Annotated in this window: 13 protein-coding genes; 6 read left to right on the forward strand and 7 right to left on the reverse strand. The window is 67.5% G+C overall.

The features are described 5' to 3' along the window. Window positions 1–38 precede the first annotated feature (38 nt). Entirely contained in the window at window positions 39–278 is a 240-nt protein-coding gene (locus tag GCT19_RS12895) for a hypothetical protein (RefSeq protein ID WP_018432260.1), read from the forward strand. A 235-nt stretch (window positions 279–513) separates the two neighbouring features. Beyond that, a complete protein-coding gene (locus GCT19_RS42725) occupies window positions 514–771 on the forward strand; it encodes a hypothetical protein (protein WP_008923870.1) in 258 nt (85 codons plus the stop codon). Between the two features lie 83 nt (window positions 772–854). On the opposite strand, the gene GCT19_RS12905 is transcribed toward GCT19_RS42725, so the two are convergent. Continuing rightward, entirely contained in the window at window positions 855–1,145 is a 291-nt protein-coding gene (locus GCT19_RS12905) for a putative quinol monooxygenase (RefSeq protein ID WP_152852158.1), read from the reverse strand. Window positions 1,146–1,768: 623 nt separating this feature from the next. On the opposite strand from GCT19_RS12905, the gene GCT19_RS12910 reads away from it, so the two are divergent. Next, window positions 1,769–3,064, forward strand: coding sequence for a sensor domain-containing phosphodiesterase (locus GCT19_RS12910; RefSeq protein WP_152852237.1), 1,296 nt, complete (start codon window positions 1,769–1,771; stop codon window positions 3,062–3,064). Between the two features lie 12 nt (window positions 3,065–3,076). On the opposite strand, the gene arfB is transcribed toward GCT19_RS12910, so the two are convergent. Beyond that, window positions 3,077–3,481 (reverse strand): alternative ribosome rescue aminoacyl-tRNA hydrolase ArfB, encoded by a 405-nt coding sequence (arfB, locus tag GCT19_RS12915; protein WP_013089140.1) that lies wholly within the window; start codon window positions 3,479–3,481, stop codon window positions 3,077–3,079. Between the two features lie 191 nt (window positions 3,482–3,672). Here arfB and GCT19_RS12920 point away from each other — a divergent pair, with 191 nt between their 5' ends. Next, window positions 3,673–4,314 carry a VC0807 family protein gene (locus tag GCT19_RS12920; protein WP_018432263.1) on the forward strand — a complete coding sequence of 214 codons (642 nt, stop codon included), beginning with the start codon at window positions 3,673–3,675 and terminating at the stop codon, window positions 4,312–4,314. 52 nt (window positions 4,315–4,366) lie between these two features. Here GCT19_RS12920 and GCT19_RS12925 read toward each other — a convergent pair whose 3' ends face one another. The 3 genes from GCT19_RS12925 to recC are packed head-to-tail and all read right to left on the reverse strand — an operon-like array spanning window position 4,367 to window position 13,550. Next, window positions 4,367–6,433 (reverse strand): AAA family ATPase, encoded by a 2,067-nt coding sequence (locus tag GCT19_RS12925; protein ID WP_152852159.1) that lies wholly within the window; start codon window positions 6,431–6,433, stop codon window positions 4,367–4,369. Then, window positions 6,430–10,161, reverse strand: coding sequence for an exodeoxyribonuclease V subunit beta (recB, locus tag GCT19_RS12930; RefSeq protein WP_152852160.1), 3,732 nt, complete (start codon window positions 10,159–10,161; stop codon window positions 6,430–6,432). The genes GCT19_RS12925 and recB overlap by 4 nt, the downstream gene beginning before the upstream one ends. After that, window positions 10,158–13,550 carry an exodeoxyribonuclease V subunit gamma gene (recC, locus tag GCT19_RS12935; RefSeq protein ID WP_152852161.1) on the reverse strand — a complete coding sequence of 1,131 codons (3,393 nt, stop codon included), beginning with the start codon at window positions 13,548–13,550 and terminating at the stop codon, window positions 10,158–10,160. The genes recB and recC overlap by 4 nt, the downstream gene beginning before the upstream one ends. A 215-nt stretch (window positions 13,551–13,765) precedes the next feature. Here recC and GCT19_RS12940 point away from each other — a divergent pair, with 215 nt between their 5' ends. Continuing rightward, window positions 13,766–16,282 (forward strand): FUSC family protein, encoded by a 2,517-nt coding sequence (locus GCT19_RS12940; RefSeq protein WP_018432267.1) that lies wholly within the window; start codon window positions 13,766–13,768, stop codon window positions 16,280–16,282. 16 nt (window positions 16,283–16,298) lie between these two features. Here GCT19_RS12940 and GCT19_RS12945 read toward each other — a convergent pair whose 3' ends face one another. Both GCT19_RS12945 and GCT19_RS12950 read right to left on the reverse strand, forming a co-directional pair. Then, window positions 16,299–16,508, reverse strand: a complete 210-nt coding sequence (locus tag GCT19_RS12945) for a hypothetical protein (RefSeq protein WP_018432268.1) — start codon at window positions 16,506–16,508, stop codon at window positions 16,299–16,301. A gap of 172 nt (window positions 16,509–16,680) precedes the next feature. Next, window positions 16,681–17,154, reverse strand: a complete 474-nt coding sequence (locus GCT19_RS12950) for an Lrp/AsnC family transcriptional regulator (protein ID WP_013089133.1) — start codon at window positions 17,152–17,154, stop codon at window positions 16,681–16,683. A 138-nt stretch (window positions 17,155–17,292) separates the two neighbouring features. On the opposite strand from GCT19_RS12950, the gene GCT19_RS12955 reads away from it, so the two are divergent. After that, window positions 17,293–17,961, forward strand: coding sequence for a cysteine dioxygenase family protein (locus GCT19_RS12955; RefSeq protein ID WP_152852162.1), 669 nt, complete (start codon window positions 17,293–17,295; stop codon window positions 17,959–17,961). Window positions 17,962–18,070 lie beyond the last annotated feature (109 nt).

Below are 18,070 nucleotides of genomic sequence, written 5' to 3' on the forward strand. Positions count from 1 at the left end.
GCAATACTCGGGTCCACCACCACTCTATGGAGGTAACGATGAAGAAAGTGTCCATGGCGATCCTGGTTTCCCTGTGTGCCGCGGCTGGCGCAGCTTACGCGCAGGACCAGGGCATCACGACGAGCACCGATCCGGCCAAGGCCGCCGACGTCGAGCAGCGCGCGCAAGCTTTGCAAAACCGCGAGCAGTCGATGGAAAGCGCACCCGCCGCCCCGGCCAAGCACCACAAGATGGCTCCGCATCATCCGAAGAAGGGTGCGGACACGTCGGGTACCTGAGCGACTTCACGGACCTGGCGTAGCGGCCTCGCCGTGAAGGTGAAAAAGCCGAAGCTGGCAGCGCCAGTTTCGGCTTTTTTATTTGCCTGATCCGCTCGCCGCGGCCGAGGCACGCCGAACGCACACCGGCTTGGCGAAGCCGCCTGCGCTCGGCTTTCAGTATGCTAAAGTCGCGCACCGACCGGCGAGCCGCCGGCATCCCCTAACCCGTGCGCACCCTGGTGCGGAGGACAGCATGAGCAACATCCAGCTTGATATCGAATGGACCGAAGCAGCATCTCGCAAGATAGAAAAACTGATGCCGCGTGGCGGTCAGGAAGCGTACCTCGCGCTGCCGCCCGTCGAATGCCTGCCGATGGAAGGCGACGTGCTGTTTCTCGGCCCGGCTGGCAAGCAGCAGCCGTTCATCGTCGCGGAGCGTCAGTATCACCATGACGGCGACGCCGACTGGACCATCATCCTGATTCTCGATGTCCCGCAAGCAACCCACTGATCGCTGACGGTGCGCCGGCGGCGTCGGTGCCGCCGCACCTGTCGAGCGTGTTGTCCGCACCCCCCGACGCCCGCCCGCCGAACTCAGGCGATCTTCGACACCACGCGAATCTCCGCGTGCTCGATCCAATCCGCGGCCGCTTTCTTATACGCCTGGATATGCGCGGATTGCGCATGCACCGCGAGCGCATCCTGGCTTTCCCATCGCTCGACGAACACGAACCGACGAGGCTCCTGCACATCGCGGTGCAAGTCGTACTGCAGCACACCCGCTTCCTTGCGCGTCGGCCCGACGATGCCTTCGAGCGCCTCGCGCAACAACTCCTCGTGCCCCGGTTTCGCCACCGAAATTGCGACCACCGCGATTTCCGCCATGCCTGATCTCCTGTTTACGAAAATCAGCAGCATACCCGCCGATCGCGGAACCTGCCGACGCCGGCGCTAACCAGCCTGGCGACGCATGAATCTCGCCTCTGCCCGCCATACCGGACCACCGTCGCGTCAAGCCGGAATCCGCCCGGCAAAGCAGTGCCAAGCCCGCCGCCCGAACCGCCACATCAGCCCCGCACCGGCACTAACATGAGAGCACCGTCGGCGCCTGGAGTTTGGCGGGCGACCACTGGGCGCCCTGCTAACCTCGGCGTGGTACGGCAACTCATTGCGATTGAGAATCGGTTTCACGCGTGGCAAGCGCGCGAAACGCTCCGGCGCATGACCGCAACGGGTTGCCGCACGGCCGTTGGCAGCCGTTTTGCGGACAATTTTCGCGCTTATGCGTTTGTGATAACCCGCACATTGATGCGCGCTGCAAACTGCTAGACTCATTTTGACCAATTCGCCGGAGTCCAGCGTAGCTGGTACAGCCCTCCGTGTTCGCGGGACGCGTCTGTGTCGTCCCGGCGACGCTTCGGGTTTGCGAGCGCTGCGCGCCGAATGGGTTTGCGAGCCCCTTCACCCCTTGCCGCAACAATCCCATGTCAGCTCTCATGCCCGCTTCTATGCCATCCGTCAGCGAATTGACCGTGAGCGGCCTGCTCCCGCACCTGGTCCGCGGCGAGTCGGGCTGGACCGCGACCTGGCGCGCGTTGACATTGCACAGCGTGTTCCAGCCGGTGCTGTCGGTCACGCATCAGTGCGTGGTCGGTTACGAAGCGCTGTTGCGCGCGTTCGATCCGGTCGGCCTGCCCGTCTCGCCCGAAGTCCTGTTCTCCGGCACGCGCTCGGCCGCCGAGGCGCGCGAACTCGATCGCATCGCGCGCTGCCTGCACGTGGCGAACTTCATGGAGCAAGGCATCAGCACCGGGTGGCTGTTTCTGAACACGCGCCCGCAGGTGTTCGAAACCGGCTGGCCGCAGCGCGCGTTCATTGACGAGCTGTCCGCGCATTTCGGGCTGCCGCAGGAGCGCATCGTGATCGAAGTGCTCGAGCAGCCTGCCGACGATGAATCCGCCGTCGCCAGCATGCTCGCCGCCTCGCAGCCGCGCGATTTCCTGATAGCGATCGACGACTTCGGCACCGGCTTCTCGAACTTCGACCGCGTGTGGCGCTTCCGCCCCGACATTGTCAAGCTCGACCGTTCGCTCGTTGCACGCGCGGGCAAGCGCGAGGGCGACGAATCGATGATCAGCCATCTGATCGCGATGCTGCATCAGTCGGGCACGCTGGTGCTCGCCGAAGGCGTCGAAACCGATGAAGAGCTGATGATCCTGATGCAGGCCGATGTCGATTTCGTGCAGGGTTTCTGGTTCGGTCAGCCGAAGAGCAGCGTGCGGGCCGCCTGCACGAGGGTGCCCGCGCTCGTCGAGTCGATCTGGAGCAAATTCGCCGACTACGAGCGCGCACACGCCGGCCACCAGCGGCTCGGGTTCGAGGGCTTCGCGGAGGCGGTGCTGGCCGCCGCCGACACCTACAAGGCGACCGGCGACCTCAAACAGGCCGCGCAAAAGGTCTGGCATCTGCCCGAAGCGCGCCGCGTGTTCCTCACCGACGGCCAGGGCGAGCAGACCCAGCCTTCGGTGACGGCGGCGTCGGTCTCGCCGCCTCCGAAGCGGCTCGCGCCGTTGTATACGGAGACGCGCAGCAACTGGTCGCGTCGTGCGTATTTCCGCCACGCGCTCGCGGCGCCGGGCCGCGTCGCGATGATGGGGCCGCACTATTCGCTCGCCGATGGTCAGGACTGCTACACCGCGGCGATCGCGTTCGAGCACGACGGCACGCATGTGCTGTGCGTCGACTTCGTGCCGGAGGCATCGCCGCCGGATGTGCGCACCGGTAGACGCGGCGCCCGGCATTAGCGACCCGCGCCGCTACTCGTGCACGCGGCCGCGCCCCGACTTGACCTCGCTGCGCTTTGCCTTGCTGTCGAGCCGCCGCAGGTTCGACGCGCGGGTCGGCCGTGTCGCGACACGATGCTTGCGGGTCACGCTGACACTTTCGATCAGTTCATCGAGCCGCGCGAGCGCCGCCGCGCGGTTCATCTCCTGGGTTCGATGCTCCTGCGCCTTGATGACCACGACACCGTCGCGCGTGAGCCGGTGGTCGGACAGCGCGAGCAGACGCATCTTCAGCACTTCCGGCAGCGACGAGGCGCGCACGTCGAAACGCAAATGAATCGCGCTCGATACCTTATTGACGTTCTGCCCGCCCGCCCCTTGCGCGCGCACGGCGGTCAATTCGATTTCGTTGGGCGGGATCGGATAGCGGGATGTCATGAGAAGTCGGGAAGAAAGTTGCATCAGTGTACAAGCGCTCGGCGCGGCTTGCCCGCGGTTGCCGGAGCGCGCTGGAGCGCCAGGTCGAGTGCCCGGCGGCGCCCGGCCGCGAACGCGTTACGAAAAAAACCATTTGCGTCGGCGCGACGGGTTCATCGATACTGGCTTTTTCGCTTACGGCGTAAATTCACATGAAGATCCGTCCCGGTTTCGTGCTTGAACTGGCCGTCAACTTTCTGCTGCCGTGGCTGGCCTACCGGCTCGCGTTACCGCGGGTCGGCGAAACCGGCGCGCTGATCGCGTCCGCCGTGCCCCCGCTCGTGTGGAGCGCGATCGAGCTCGCGCGCTTCAAGCGCGTCGATGCCCTCAGCGTGATGGTGGTCGCGGGCATCGTGTTGTCGGTGGCGGCCATGGCACTCGGCGGCAGTCCGCGCATGCTGCTGTTGCGCGAGTCGCTGGTGTCCGGCGCGGTCGGCGTCGTGTTCCTGTTGTCGCTGCCGATGCATCGTCCGCTGATCTTCTACCTCGCGCGCGCGACGGTCGCGCGCGAAATGGAAGGCGGCGCCGCGCATTTCGAGACGCTTTGGCGCGAACGCCCCGGTCTCGCCCCCGCGATGCGAGCCATGACGCTCGTGTGGGGCGTCGGTCTGACCGCCGAAACTGCGCTACGCGCGTGTATGGCGCTGACGTGGCCGATCGAACGCTTCCTCGTCGTTTCACCCTTTATCGGCTACGGCATCTACGCCGGACTCGCGCTGTGGACGCTGTGGTATCGCAAGACGATGCGCAGCCGCGTCGAGTGTATCGAGCGGGCGAGCGGCATGGCCGGTTGAGCGCCGCTCGCACTTTAAGCCCCCACTCCGCTCGTTCCGCCGGCGTTCGCGATCAACGCGACGCCTCCGCAATCCTCGCGGCCAGCCCCGAATCACGCTGCGTCGGCGTCGCGATCGCCTGCGCGAGCACGGCCCGCGCGCCGATCACCTCGACGCGTTCGCGCGCCCGAGTAATCGCCGTGTACACGAGCTCACGCGACAACACCCGGCTGAACGCCGACGGCAGCACCAGCACCGCGTGCTCGAACTCCGAACCTTGCGACTTGTGGACCGTCAGCGCGAACGCGGTGTCGTGCGGCGGCAGCGCGGCCGGCGACACCGCGCGCACGCCGCCGTCGCCGGTGCGGAAATACACGCGCAGCGCGCCGCCCGCGCCCGGCAGCGCAATGCCGATGTCGCCATTGAACAGCCCCAGCGCGTAGTCGTTGCGCGTCACCATCACCGGCCGTCCGGCAAACCACTGCGCGCCGACCGCGAGCGTGACGCCCGCGGCGCGGCGCACCTGAGCCGCCATCGCCGCATTGACCTGATCGACGCCGCGAGGACCGAGCCGCGTCGCACAGAGGATGCGAAAGCGGTTGAGCGCATCGAACAGCGGCAAGGGATCGGGCGTATCGCTGGCGAGCGTCGCGGCAAGTGCGTCGGCGTACGGCGCGAAGCCGGCGGCAAGTCGGGTGATGGTGCGTTCGGTCAGCGTCGTGTGCGCGTCCTCGTGCAGCGCCGCGGCACAGACCTCGGTCGGGTCGGTCCGCAGTACGTCGAGCGCCGCGCTCGGTGAGCCGTTGCGAATCGCAACCGACAAACGGCCGATCGGCGACTCGAGGCCGAACCGGTAGTTGCGCTCGAGCCAGACGACGCAGTCCGCGAGCGCATCGCGATCGGGCTGCTCGTCACCCGCCGCTGTCGCGACACCGGCGAACAGATCGCCCGATGCGTCCGGCTCGAACGTTTGCAGCGCCTCGGGCGGCACAAAAAAATCATCCGACGGCGCTTCATCGCCCTGACGCGACACGCGCGGCAAAGCCCGCGCGAGCCGCGCCTCGTCGATGTCGAGCGCCTGCGCGACCCGCCGCAATCCGCTCGCGCTCAGCGCCGGCCGGGCGCTGAGCTCGGCGAACACCGCGCCGGCTTCGACCGCGGCGAGCTGGTCCTTGTCACCGAGCATCACGAGCCGCGTCTGCGCTCCGATCGCGTCGAGCAGATGCGTGGCCATCGCGACGTCGATCATCGACGCCTCGTCGATCACGACCACGTCATACGGCAACGGATTATCGCGATGATGCCGGAAACGTCCGCCCGGCCCCGAGCCCAGCAAACGATGCAGCGTGTATGACGTCTGCGGCAAACGCTCGGCGAGTTCTGCCGGCAGCTCGCCCGCGCGCGCGAGCAACGCTTCCTGCATCCGTTGCGCCGCCTTGCCGGTCGGCGCCGCGAGCGCGATGCGCAGATCGGCGCGCGCATCGAGCAGACACGCGAGCACGCCGACCACGGTCGTGGTCTTGCCGGTGCCCGGACCGCCGCTGACGATCGTCAGCCGCCCCGACAGCGCCATCACGGCCGCGACGCGTTGCCAGTCGACTTCGTCGTCTCTCGGCGGACCGAAGTAACGCAGCAGGCGTTCGCGCAAAGCGGCGGGGGCGGTGTCGGCGTCGACATTCGCGGTGCTCCGGTCGGCCGTCGCCTTTGCGACCAGAGCGTGGGCCAGGCGCCGCTCGTAGTCGTAGTAGCGCGCGAGATAAAGACGCCCCTGCGCGTCGATCACGAGCGGCCGCAACGCCGCCGCGCCCGCTGCGTCCGCGGCGCCATCGCTTGCCATGCCGCTCGCGAGCAGCGCCGCGCGCACTTCGGCGCTCGATGCGTCGAAGCGGCGCGCGAGCGCCGCGAGCGGCACGCACACATGCCCTTCGGCGGTCGCGCGGCTCGCCGCGAACGCGCCGCGCGCGGCCCACTTCACTACCTCGGTCGATGCGCCTCCGCGCCGCGCCAGCATGCCGATCCGACGCGCGAACCCTTCGGCCAGCGCGATGCTGAAATCGGCCGGCGCGGGCAGGTTGACGCCAATGTCTTCGAGCCCGAGCGGCGTGGCCGCGCGCTCGTCAAGCGTGCCCGGCGTGCTCATGCGCCACCTCCGATCATCGCCGCGTCGAGCAGCGCCACCAGTTCGAACGGCGCGCGCCGTCTATGCACGCCGGCGGCGCCGTCGACATCGCGCCAATCCGGCCGCACGCCGCGCACGAACAGATACAGATAGCCGCCGATATGCGTGTCGTACGCGTAATCGCGCACGCGCGTCTTCAGATAGCGATGCAACGCGACCGTATAAAGCAGCGCCTGCAGGTGATATGCGTGACTCGCCATCGCTGCTTCGAGCGGCGCGGCCGCGTAGTCGGCGGCGGTGTCGCCGAGATGGTTCGATTTCCAGTCGACGATCCAGAAGCGGCCGTCGTGCTCGACGATCATGTCGATAAACCCTTTGACGTACCCGCGCAGCACGCCGGGCTCGAGCGCGACGTCGGGGTAGCCGTATTCGATCAGCAGTTCGCGCAGCGCCGGAAAATCCAGCGACGGCGCCGCGAACAGAAACTCGAGTTCGTTCAGGCGCCGACGCGGATCGAGCCGCGCGAGCGTCATGCCCGGCACCAGTTCGGTCGAGACCACGTCGGCGATCAGCCGATGCATCATCGCGGGCAAGCGCGCGGCCAGCTCGGGCGCGGCCGGCGCCGGTCGCTCGCGCAGCGCGCCGCGGATCGCGTCGGGCCAGCTGCGCGCGTCGCTGAAATCGGCGAGCTCGAACATCCGATGCAGGCAATCGCCAGCCGCCGCACCGCGCGGGAACGCGAGGATGTCGTCGTCGGCATGCGCCGGGGCGTTGGTCGCGGCGACCGGCACGAGCAACGGCGCGGACCGTAGCGCATCGGCGATCTCATCGTGATCGGGCCGCAAGTCTTCCTGCGGCGCGTGCGCGTGCGCATCCGCGCTCCTGCTGCCGGCCGCGATCAGGCCGCTGAAACTCGCCATGCGCCACTGATCGCGCAACGCCCGCCGATTCGCGCGCGCGCGCAGATGCGCGCCGTGATCCTGCAGACTTTCGAGCGGCACGCGCCGCGTCACTTCGGGCAGCGCCCGCAACGTGACCGGTCCGCCCGCGAGCGCATGCCAGCTCGCCGCGAGCGCGGCTTCGTCGGGCGGCTCGGCGAGCCATGCGTCGAACGTGTGTCCACTGCCGCCGACGAGCCAGTTCAGCACGCTGCGGCGCGACTCCTTGGTCGAGCGCGACGACAGATAGGTGCCCGCGACCAGGTAGCAGCGATACACCGCGCGCGTGAGCGCCACATAGACGAGCCGCGCGCGTTCCGCCGCCTGCTCGCGCACCGCGTAGCGCGACGCGCGCTCGGCTTCCTGTTCGTCGCAACCGTAGTGCAGCACCGCGTCGCCGCTGTCGTCGTGGTACTCGCGCGCATCGGGCAAGCCCGATGACGGCGGCTCGCGCAAGCCCCCATCGTTCAGGAACGGACAGAACACGACCGCGTATTCGAGTCCCTTCGATTTATGGACCGTGACGATCTGCACCAGATTGCGATCCGACTCGAGCCGCAGTTGCGCCTCTTCCCCGCCGCCGTGCTCGCGCTGCGCGGCGAGCCAGCGCAGGGTCGGCGCGATGCCGGGCTGGGTGGCCGCGCGCGCCTGTACGAGCTCGGCGAGATGATTCACGTTGGTCAGCCGGCGCTCGCCATCGACACCCGCGACGAGCCGCTGCGCGACGCGCAGCTCGCGCATCAGCGTGCGCCACATCACGGCGAAGCCGCGTTCGTGCCACAGCATCCGGTAGCGTGAAAAACGTTCGACCCAGCCCATCGCGTCGGCGGGATCGGGTGCGGACGTTGAATCAGCCACGCCTCCGGTTTGGGCCGCTGGCGCATCGGCGACCTGCGTAAGGCGCCACAGCGCGGCAGCATCGAGCCCGAGCCAGTCGGTGGCGAGCGCGGCGCGTAGACGGCGCAGATCGCCGGGCGTATCGATGGCGGCCAGCACACGCTCGATCTGCTCGGCGTCAAGCGTCGCGAACACCGACGCCTGCGCAAGCTCCACACTGCCGACGCCCCACGCCGCGAGCACGCGTTTGACTAGGCTGCCCTGCTTGTGCGTCTGCACGAGCACTGCGATATCGCCCGGCGCGAGCGGCTTGTCGCCGATCGTCACCACGCCTTCACGCGCCCCTCGCAACAGCCGCACGATCTCGGCCGCGCACGCTTCGCTCGCCGCGCGCTGCGCGTCGCGTTTGCTCAGCGCGGTCTCGCCGCGCGGCAACGTCCAGATGCGGAAATCGCCGCCGCTCGCGTCGGGATCGGCGAACGGGGGGCGCCGCCGTTCGCCCGCACGCACTGGCTGATAGTCGAGCCCGTCGAGCACGAACGCCTGCGGGTTCGCCTCGAAGATCCGGTTGCACGCATCGACGATCGGTGCGGTCGAGCGTTGGTTGACCGCGAGCGTGTAGCACGCGGACGCCGACTCGCGCGCCGCAAGGTACGTATGCAGGTCCGCCGCACGGAAACTGTAGATCGCCTGCTTCGGATCACCGACGAGGAACAGCGGCCCAGCCGGCGCGAAGATGCGGCTGAAGATTGCGAATTGCAGCGGATCGGTGTCCTGGAACTCGTCGATCAGCGCGGCCGGATAGCGGCTGCGCAATGCATCGGCGAGCCATGGATGCGCGGCCAGCGCGCGATACAGATTCGCGAGCAGATCGTCGAACGACACGACGCGGCGCGTGCGCTTGCGCGTCACCAGCTCGGCCGGCGCGAAGTCGAGCCACGTCTGCACGAGCCCGAGCCAGCGCGCGCGCTGCGCGGCCTCGGCAGCGACCACGGCCGCGGCCAACGCGTCGGCGTGCTCGAAGAACGGATGCGCGGGCGGCTCGAACTTGGCCTTGGTCGCCTTCTTCAACGCCGACGCCGTCAGCTTCAACGCGGCGCGCGGCGGCGGCGCATGGCAGTCGCCCCGCGCGAAGTAGTCGGTCCACGCGGCGATCGCGGCGCTGACGTGATCGGGCTTGTGTGTGGTCTTGCTCAGGCGCTCCTGCGCTTCGGCGAGCAGCGCGACGATCGCGTCGCGCTCGGCCTGCCAGATCGCGCACGCGACATCGAAGCCGGCCTGCGAATCGGTGCCGGCGCCGTCCGCCTGAACGCTGCCCCAGCGCAATTGCGCGAGCGGCTTTTTCAGGCGTCGCGCCAACTGCTCGTCGAGCGACGCCGGACCGGCGCGCCTCGCCACCAGCCACGCGGCGAACGCCGGATGCGCATGCGCGACCGGCTCGACCTGCTCGCGCCAGAAATCGGCGGCGAGTTCGAAGCGCAGCGCCGCGTCGTCGGCTTCCATCTCGAATGCGAACGGCATCGCGGCGGCGAACGGCGCTTCCTGCAACGCGCGCTGACAGAACGCGTGGATCGTGTGGATCGCGGCCTGATCGAAGGTGCGCAGCGCACGGCGCACGACCTTCAGCGCCGCCTCGCGCTCGATACCGTTCTCAGGCGCGAGCGTCGTTTCGAACAGCCGGCGGATGAACGGATCGCCGCCGTCGTCGTCCATCTCGATCGCGCGATGCAACTCCGCGAGACGGCCGCGAATGCGTTCGTGCAACTCCGCGGTCGCGGCCTTCGTGAACGTGACCACCAGAATCTGATCCGCGTTCAGGTTCTTTTCGAGCAGCAGCCGCACGTACAGCGCGCAGATATTCCACGTCTTGCCGGTGCCCGCCGACGCTTCGATCTGGTTCACGCCGTCGAGCGGACACGCGAACACGTCGAGCTCGTCGGCGACGAGGTGTTGATGGCGCAGCGCTTCGCTCATGAGGCGCTCCGCACATGCTGGATCAGTGGCTTGAAGACGATCGCGGCGAGGCTGCCGAACGGTTCGTCGAGCGTGAGTGCGGTGCCGCGCAGCGCGATGCGCAACGCGGGATCGTCGGATTCGCCGCGCACGCGGTCGTTGATCCACACGCCTTGCGCCACCGACTCGCTTTCGCTGACTCTCGCCCATGCGCTCTTCGGGAAGAAGCGCAATGGCAGCCGGCGGCCGGCCTTGAAGAGCGCGGCCAACGGCGCGAGTTCGTCGAGCGGCGCCGCGACCGGTGCGAGCTCGAAGCTCTCGCCGCTGCCGTGCCACACGGTGCGGCGCGGACCGTCCGGCTGCGCCGCGCAATAGACCAGATGCGCGAGCCACGCTGATAGATAATCGCGCGCGCTGGCTTTGGCATAACGAAAGATCACTTGTCCCGTTCCAGTCAGCAGGTTCAACGTGCCGCGCAATTGCAGCGGCGTTTCGGCGGACTGGCGCAGCAGCGCGTCGTAGTCGCCGAACAGGGAATCGGCGCTATCGGTGCCATCGCCGCCCTGCGGCCAGCGCGGCCTGATGTCGAGCACGAACGGCAAGCGCTCGACACCGGCCGCCACCTCGCGCCGCACGCTTTGCGCCAACTGCCGCAGCGCGGACAGCTCGCGCGCGCGCCACACCGCGCCGGTCGCGCCGCCCGGCAACTCGGGGCTCGCCTCGGCGACGCGCTGCACGCGGCCGTACATCACGTCGTCTGCGGTGTCGGTATCGAGCAGCACCGGCAGCAGGCGCTCGGCGAGCGCATCGCGGCCCGCATAGTCGAGATCGAACGGCTCGGTATCGAGCAACTCGCCCTGCGCATCCGACAACGCGATGCCGAGCCGGTCGCGCAACAGCGCGCGCGCCGGATGACGCCAAAAACGCACGAAGTCGTCGAACTGCACCTCGCGCATGTCTTCCGGCGGCAGCGGTTGATCGAAGAACGGCGCGGCGTCGGCGTGCTGCGGTTCGGCGAGCAACGTGGCCAACTCGGCACGATCGGCGTCGTAGGTGAACAGGTCAGGCTTCGCCGCAAAGTAGTCCGACGCGAACGCCTGCAACGGATGCTCGACGATGAACTCGCGCCGCGCGCGGTCGACCTCGGCCGGACTCGCGTCCTCGCCCGCCGACACCTGCGCGAGATGATCGAGCAGTTCGTCGACGAGCGCGGCCGGCGGCAGCGGCGCGTTATCGCGAATGCTGCGGCCCGTGTAAGCGATGAAGAGCCGCTCGCGCGCGGCGAGCAGCAGATCGAGGAACAGATTGCGCTCGTCGTCGCGGCGCTGCCGGTCGCCGGCCTTGCCGAACGCGGCCATCAGATCGAATTCGTCGGCACGCGCGAGCGACGGCAGCACGCCGTCGTCCATGCCGAGCAGGCAGACCACACGGAACGGCAAGCCGCGCAAACTCGTCAGCGAAGAAAACGTCACGCTGCCCCACGGCACGCCGCCGCGCGCGGGGTCGTCGAGCGCTTCGGTGAGCGCGGTACGCACCACCGAGGCCGGCAGCAGCACATCATGCGCGCCGGCCTGCATCGAGGCGCTCATCGCATCGAGCGCGTCGCGCACGGCCGCGAGCGAATCGGCGAACTCGACGCCGCCGTCGAAGCACTGCCCGAGCGTTTCGAGCAACAGTTGCGACCAGTCGGCCGGCGTGCGCTCGCTCGCGCAACTCGCCGCGAAGCTGTCGATATCGTCGACGAAGCGCGACAGACGGCCGAGCAATTCAGCATCCGAACCGCCCGCGCCTTCGACCGGCAGCCACGCATCGACCGGCTCGCCGCCGGCCGGCATCGCATAGCCGAGGTACAGGCGCGTCAGCGCATCGGCGAACGTATGACGCGCGACCGGCACGTGCTCGCCGACCGGTTCGAGCGGCGCGAGCCCGCGCCGCGCGCCGGCGGCCGCGAGCCATTCCTGCGCGGCTTCGAGCGAATTCGCGTCGATGCCGTAACGCACCGCGACCGCATCGACGCGCAGCCATTCGATCAGATCCGGCGCGCCGACGCTGCGCTCGGGCAGCGCGAGCCAGTCGAGCAACAGACGCGCGACCGGATTGGCCTGCGACGGCGGCAAGCCGGTGATCCGGTACGGAATGCGGCGGGTGTCGCCGGCGGGCGTGGTGCCGAACACCGCATCGATCAGCGGACCGGCCGCCGCGAGATCGGACACCGCGACCAGCACGTCGGACGGCTGCAGATCGTCGAACTCGTCGAACCAGCCGAGCAGGCGATCGTGCAGCACTTCGAGCTGCCGGGACAGGCTATGGCAGACGTGTACCTCGATACCGCGCTCGACAGGCAACTCGTCGGCATCGGCTTCATTGCGCAGATCGAGGATGCCGTTCTGCACGGCGGCGAGCCAGCTCGGCTCGGGGTTCTCGGTGAACTCGCCGGTCTCGGCCGATGCCGCGCTTTCGGTCAGCTCGTGCAGCATATGCAGCTGCGCCTGAGTCTGCCGTCCCCATTCGGCGAGCAGCGGATGACCGACTTCCTGATAGTCGAGCTGCCCCGCCGCGTCGAGCGCCTGCACGCGCCCTTCGCTGACCACGTCGAACCAGAACTCGCGGCATGGGTTCATCACGTACAGACGCACGTCGATCCAGCGCGACAGCGCGCGCAACAACGCAATGTGCAGCGGCGGCATGGTGGGCAGCGCGAACACGCTGACCGCCTCGGGCCATTGCGCGTTCGAGATCGCCTCGAGATCGAGCGCAGCGATTTCATCGAGGAACCGATACGCGGGCGGCAGCGCGGCCGCGGATGTTTGCGCATGCCCCCCGGCTTGCGCGAGTTCGGCGAGCACCGCGCGCCACAGCGCCGCCTGCCAGCGCTCGTCTTCGCGCGCCGCATCGCTCGCGCCGGTCAGACGCGGACCGGTGTCGTCCGCCGCGCCGCTCGCGAAGATCGAGCCGCCCTTCTGCCATTGCAGCAGCCATTCGGGGCGATAGGTCAGATAGTGATCGAGCACGGTCGCGACGCGCCGCGCGAGTTCGTAGCGCATCGACGCGTCGGCCGCATCGAGATAGGTGCGCAGACGCGGCGACGCGTTCCATGGCAGCGCTTCGTCAGTGTCGTCGAGCAGCCGGTAGCAGCGCCACACGAGCCGGTCCGGCGCGAACGGCGAATGCTTCGGCACCTCGATCACGCCGCCGATCTGCGCCCACAACCATTGCGCGAGATAACCAAAGTTCACGTTCGCGCAGATGCCCTGGCGCGCGGCGATATCGAGTTCGAGCCGCCGGCGCACGGCCGCGCTCGGCACGATCACGGGCCGCGCGGTCCATGGGTCGGACGGCGCTTGCGCGAGGTCGTCGAGCAGCGCGCCCACCAGCGTTTCGTAGCGGTTCGAGTAGAAGAGCTGAAGCATGGATTCCAGATCACATTTGGCACGCTGATGGCCCGCGAGCGATGCGCGCGAGCCACGGCGAACATTGAAGCGACAGCATAACAAACCGATCCCCCAGGGCATAACCTGGCCGAATGGACGAGGTCAGAACGCGCGCAAAATCAGTTAGACTCGACGGCAGTTTCGCGCTGTCTTTCCAACTGCGGTTTTTCTCGGTGAATGGATTCAGGTAGTCGATGCGCTATTCGGTCGAAATAAGAAAATTCCTTTATAGCCAGTACTTTTATGGCGGCCTGCGCATCGCGGTCGGCGTGTCGTTACCGGCCATCCTGTGCCTGATCGTGTTTCACAATCGTGAGCTCGGCTTCACGATCGCGACCGGCGCGCTCGGCGCCTGCGTCGTCGACATGCCGGGCCCGCTCAAGTACAAGCACAACGAGATGCTGGCCTGCTCGGTGATCGGCTTTCTGTCCGCGCTCGCCACCGGCCTCGCCACCGTCAATCCGATCGCGCTGTGGTGCACGGTCGTGCCGCTCACGTTCGTGCTGTCGCTGATCGTCGTGTACGGCAACCGCTGGCCGCAGATCAGCTTCGCGACGCTGTTCATGATGATCCTGACGCTGGAGGAGCACTTCACGCCGCTGCAGGCGCTCGTCAATGCGTCGTGGATCCTGCTCGGCGGCCTCTGGTACACATACTGGTCGACCTTCGTGAGCCAATGGATGGTGTATCGGATCGAGCAGCAGGCGCTCGCCGAAAGCGTGTTCGCGTGCGCGGACTATCTGCTCGCGCGCGCCGCCTTCTACGATCTCGACAACGATCTCGACGAGTGCTATCGCAACCTGGTCGACAAGCAGATCGCCGCGGTCGATCGCCAGGAGGCCGCGCGCGACATCGTGCTGCGCAATCTGCCCAAGCTCAAACGCGGCAAGCTCGAACCACGCCGGGCGATGCTGTACAACCTGTTCATCAATACCGTCGATCTGCACGAGTTGTTCGTCGGCGCGCAAACCGACTACACGCTCGTGCGCAGCACGTTCGGCGGCTCCGACCTGCTGGTGTTCTATCGCGATCTGATCCGCAAGGCCGCCGAAGATCTCGAGGAGATCGGCCTCGCGGTGCTGCAGAACCAGGCGCCGCGCAAGCGCGTGAACGTGAAGGCCGAGTTGCGCGCGATCGAGTATGAAATCGAGCTGATGCGCAAGCAGGAGCTGCCGACGCAGAACCCGGAGGCATATTCGGCGGTGTCGTCGAATTTCCGGCGCATCTGGAGCGCCACGCGGCTGATCGACAAGATGCACCGCAGCCTCACCACCGAGCCGAGCCCGACCGAAACCGAACTGCGCATCGACCAGGCGCTGAGCCGCTTCGTGACGAGCCGGCGCGTGCCGTTCGGGCAGATCTTCTCGAATCTGACGATGGCCTCGCCGAGCTTTCGCCATGCGTTGCGCGTGACGATCGCGGTCGCCGTGGGCTTCTGGCTCGGCCGCCTGCTGCCGCTGACGAACGCGTACTGGATCGTGATGACCACCGTCATCATCCTGAAGCCCGGCTACTCGCTGACCAAGCAGCGCAACGGGCAGCGGATCATCGGCACGCTGATCGGCTGCGCGGCGAGCATCGCGCTGATCATCTTCGTGAAGGAGCCGCACATCCTGATGGTCGTGATGTTCGCGTCGATGGTGATGAGCTACAGCCTGCTGCTGTTCAACTACACGGCGAGCGTCGTGTTCACGTCGTCGTACGTGCTGCTGCTGTTCCATCTGCTTGCGCCGGGCAGCCTGCGCATCATCGGCGAGCGCGCGATCGATACCGTGGTCGGCTGCGCGATCGCGATCGCGGCGAGCCACCTGTTCCCGTACTGGGAGTACCGCTTGATGGGCAAGCTGGTCAACAACATGATCAGCGCGACGCGGCAGTATCTCGAAGCGAGCTGGTGGTGGAGCGGCAAGCCGGCCGCGGCGGTGGTCGCGGCCGTGACCGAAGCGGGCGCGCGCGCGCCGGCGGCCGCGATGGCAGACCCGGCGCTCGGCTTTGGCGGGCCGGCGCTCGCGGTCGCCGGAGCCGAACGGGAAGTGGAGAATGCCGGCGGTGCACGCGGCGCCGAGCGCGCGAACCGTGCGCAGCCGCTCGCGGACGCAAGTGCCGGCGCGAACGCGCGCGACGCCACCCCAGGCACCACCACGATCCGCAATCCGACCGCGCGCCCGGCAAGCGGCGCATCGGCTGCCGCTGCCGCGGCGGCGACCGCGCTCGACCGCGATTACCGCTATCGGCTCGCGCGCAAGAACGTCCACGTTGCGTTCGCCAATCTCGGCCAGGCGTTCCAGCGGATGATGCTCGAACCGAAGTCCGCGCAGAAGTTCGTGCCGGAGTTGAACGGGCTGCTGGTGCGCAGCCACGTGCTCGCGTCGCAGATCACGGCCGCCGCGCCGCTGCTGCGCACTTCCGCGCAACAGCAGCAACAGGTCGAGGACGTCTCGCTACAACCGCTGCAGCGCGCTTTGAGCCTCGTGCGCGACAACCTGAGCGCCGCCGAAGCCGGCACCGCGTTGCCCGCCGAGCAGAGCGAGCAGATCAAACTGATGAGTCGCGAGCTCGACGCGATGGTCGTCAAAACGGAGAAATCGCCGGACTATACGGCCGATGCCGTGCACGACACGAAGCTGCTCGCGCATCAATGCAAGCAGATGCTCGCGGCATCCGCGCAGATTCGCAAGGACGCGAGCATCATCCGGTTGCCGGACGAGTGAAGCAGCCAGGCGCGCGTTATTGCGCGGCGCCGCTCGCCGGCCTCAGCGCGTTGACTGCCGCGGCTGCCTCCGAAGCCACCGGCGGCACCTGCGTGGGCTGGCTCTCGAACTCGTGCTTTTCACGGATCGCGTTGTAGATCAGCGTGACGGTCACGAGCAGAATCGCCGCCACGATGAAGACGGCGATGCCAAAGGTCGGGTTCTTCTTGCGCGGCGGTCTGGTCATGAAGCGGGCTCGATCGCGAAGCAGTCGCGGATGGGTCGGAGAAGGCGGCATTCTACGCCCAGTGGGCTTGCACGCGGCTTGCAGCCGACGGGAGCGGTATGCATGCGCCGTGGCGCGGTTGCTTTCGAAACAGCAAGCGGCGCACCCGGCATTCACGGATGCTCCACGGTCATCACGTTACCGCCGACGAACGCACCGGCAACGCCGTCGAATATTTGATCTGCTCCATCGCGAAGCTCGAACTCACGTCGTACAGCGGCACGGCCGTGATCAACTGCTTGTAGATCCGGTCGTAGTCGTCGATATCGGAGACCACCACGCGCAGCAGATAGTCGGTCTCGCCGCTCATCCGATAGACCTCGACCACTTCGGGAATATCGCGCACCGCTTGTGTAAATGCGGCGGCCCATGTCTCCGTGTGCTGGTTCGTGCGCACCGCAACGAACACCGTGGTTCCGACGCCGAGCTTGCGCGCGTCGCACAGCGCCACCTGCGCGCGAATCACGCCCGCCTCCTTCAGGCGCTGCAGCCGCTTCCAGCAGGGCGTCTGTGAAAGGTTCACGCGCTGCGCGAGTTCGGCGATCGGCATCGTAGCGTCTGCCTGCAGCAATTCGAGCAGCTTCCGATCGATGATATCCATACCCATACCCCCACCCCTTATAGGAAATTATTCTACTTTTCTGACGGTCGAGGGAATTATATGGAAACTCTTTCTCCGGGCAAACCGGTATAAATATCGATACCGAAAATTGCCGACCAGCAGCGCCCGCGCTGCATCAACATCATGAGCGACGACCTTCGCGCCACCGCTTTCGAGCCCCTTCCCGACTACCTGAAGTCGCTGCCGGACCCGGCGCGAGCCGAAGCGGCCGCGTTACCTATGCACGCGCTGCGCGATATGAAGCGCACACCGCTCGAGCGACTGAGCGACACGCTCGACGCGATGTTCGAAGCCTGCGCGAAATGTCCGGAACCGTCGCATTCGACATTCTTCGCGCGCGCCATGCGGCTCGCGCTCGCCGAGGCGGCCGCCGACCCGGCGCTGCTCGCACCGATGCAACGCGAAGGTTCCGCCGACACCTATCGGCGCCATCTGCTCGTCGCCGATCCGCATGGCCGCTATGCAATCGCCGCGCTGGTCTGGCAGCCCGGCCAGGCGAGCCCCGTGCACGCGCATCACACGTGGTGCGGTTACGCGGTGGTCGAAGGCAAACTGAGCGAAACGGTCTTCCAATGGGACGACGCGCAGCAATGCGCGAGCGCGCTGCGCGCTCAGACGCGCAAACGCGGCGCGGTGTCGTACGTGCGCGGCGGCCGTGCCGCGATTCATCGGCTCGGCAACGGCAGCGATGCACCGGCGGTGTCGCTGCATGTCTATGGCGTCGAAGGCGCGCGGATCGGCACGCACGTGAACGACATCGTGCGCATGGCCGACGCCGCGGAGATGGTTTGACGATGGTTGCACGTCGCGACGACGCGTGACGTGAAGTAACGCGTTCGCGCGATTAAGCAATCACGCGAATACACCAGCACGCGGGCGTCGCCGCACCGCCCGCAACACC

The sequence above is a fragment of the Paraburkholderia atlantica genome, assembly GCF_009362785.1.
In the GTDB taxonomy this organism is placed as follows: Bacteria; Pseudomonadota; Gammaproteobacteria; order Burkholderiales; family Burkholderiaceae; genus Paraburkholderia; species Paraburkholderia atlantica.

Bases quoted from the DNA above. Each gene is read 5' to 3' on its own strand.
- GCT19_RS12940 (WP_018432267.1), top strand. From the start codon at position 13,766: ATGCGCTATTCGGTCGAAATAAGAAAATTCCTTTATAGCCAGTACTTT.
- GCT19_RS12950 (WP_013089133.1), bottom strand. From the start codon at position 17,154: ATGGGTATGGATATCATCGATCGGAAGCTGCTCGAATTGCTGCAGGCA.
- GCT19_RS12895 (WP_018432260.1), top strand. From the start codon at position 39: ATGAAGAAAGTGTCCATGGCGATCCTGGTTTCCCTGTGTGCCGCGGCT.
- GCT19_RS12920 (WP_018432263.1), top strand. From the start codon at position 3,673: ATGAAGATCCGTCCCGGTTTCGTGCTTGAACTGGCCGTCAACTTTCTG.
- GCT19_RS12910 (WP_152852237.1), top strand. From the start codon at position 1,769: ATGCCATCCGTCAGCGAATTGACCGTGAGCGGCCTGCTCCCGCACCTG.
- GCT19_RS42725 (WP_008923870.1), top strand. From the start codon at position 514: ATGAGCAACATCCAGCTTGATATCGAATGGACCGAAGCAGCATCTCGC.
- GCT19_RS12905 (WP_152852158.1), bottom strand. From the start codon at position 1,145: ATGGCGGAAATCGCGGTGGTCGCAATTTCGGTGGCGAAACCGGGGCAC.
- recB (WP_152852160.1), bottom strand. From the start codon at position 10,161: ATGAGCGAAGCGCTGCGCCATCAACACCTCGTCGCCGACGAGCTCGAC.
- GCT19_RS12955 (WP_152852162.1), top strand. From the start codon at position 17,293: ATGAGCGACGACCTTCGCGCCACCGCTTTCGAGCCCCTTCCCGACTAC.
- recC (WP_152852161.1), bottom strand. From the start codon at position 13,550: ATGCTTCAGCTCTTCTACTCGAACCGCTACGAAACGCTGGTGGGCGCG.
- GCT19_RS12945 (WP_018432268.1), bottom strand. From the start codon at position 16,508: ATGACCAGACCGCCGCGCAAGAAGAACCCGACCTTTGGCATCGCCGTC.
- arfB (WP_013089140.1), bottom strand. From the start codon at position 3,481: ATGACATCCCGCTATCCGATCCCGCCCAACGAAATCGAATTGACCGCC.
- GCT19_RS12925 (WP_152852159.1), bottom strand. From the start codon at position 6,433: ATGAGCACGCCGGGCACGCTTGACGAGCGCGCGGCCACGCCGCTCGGG.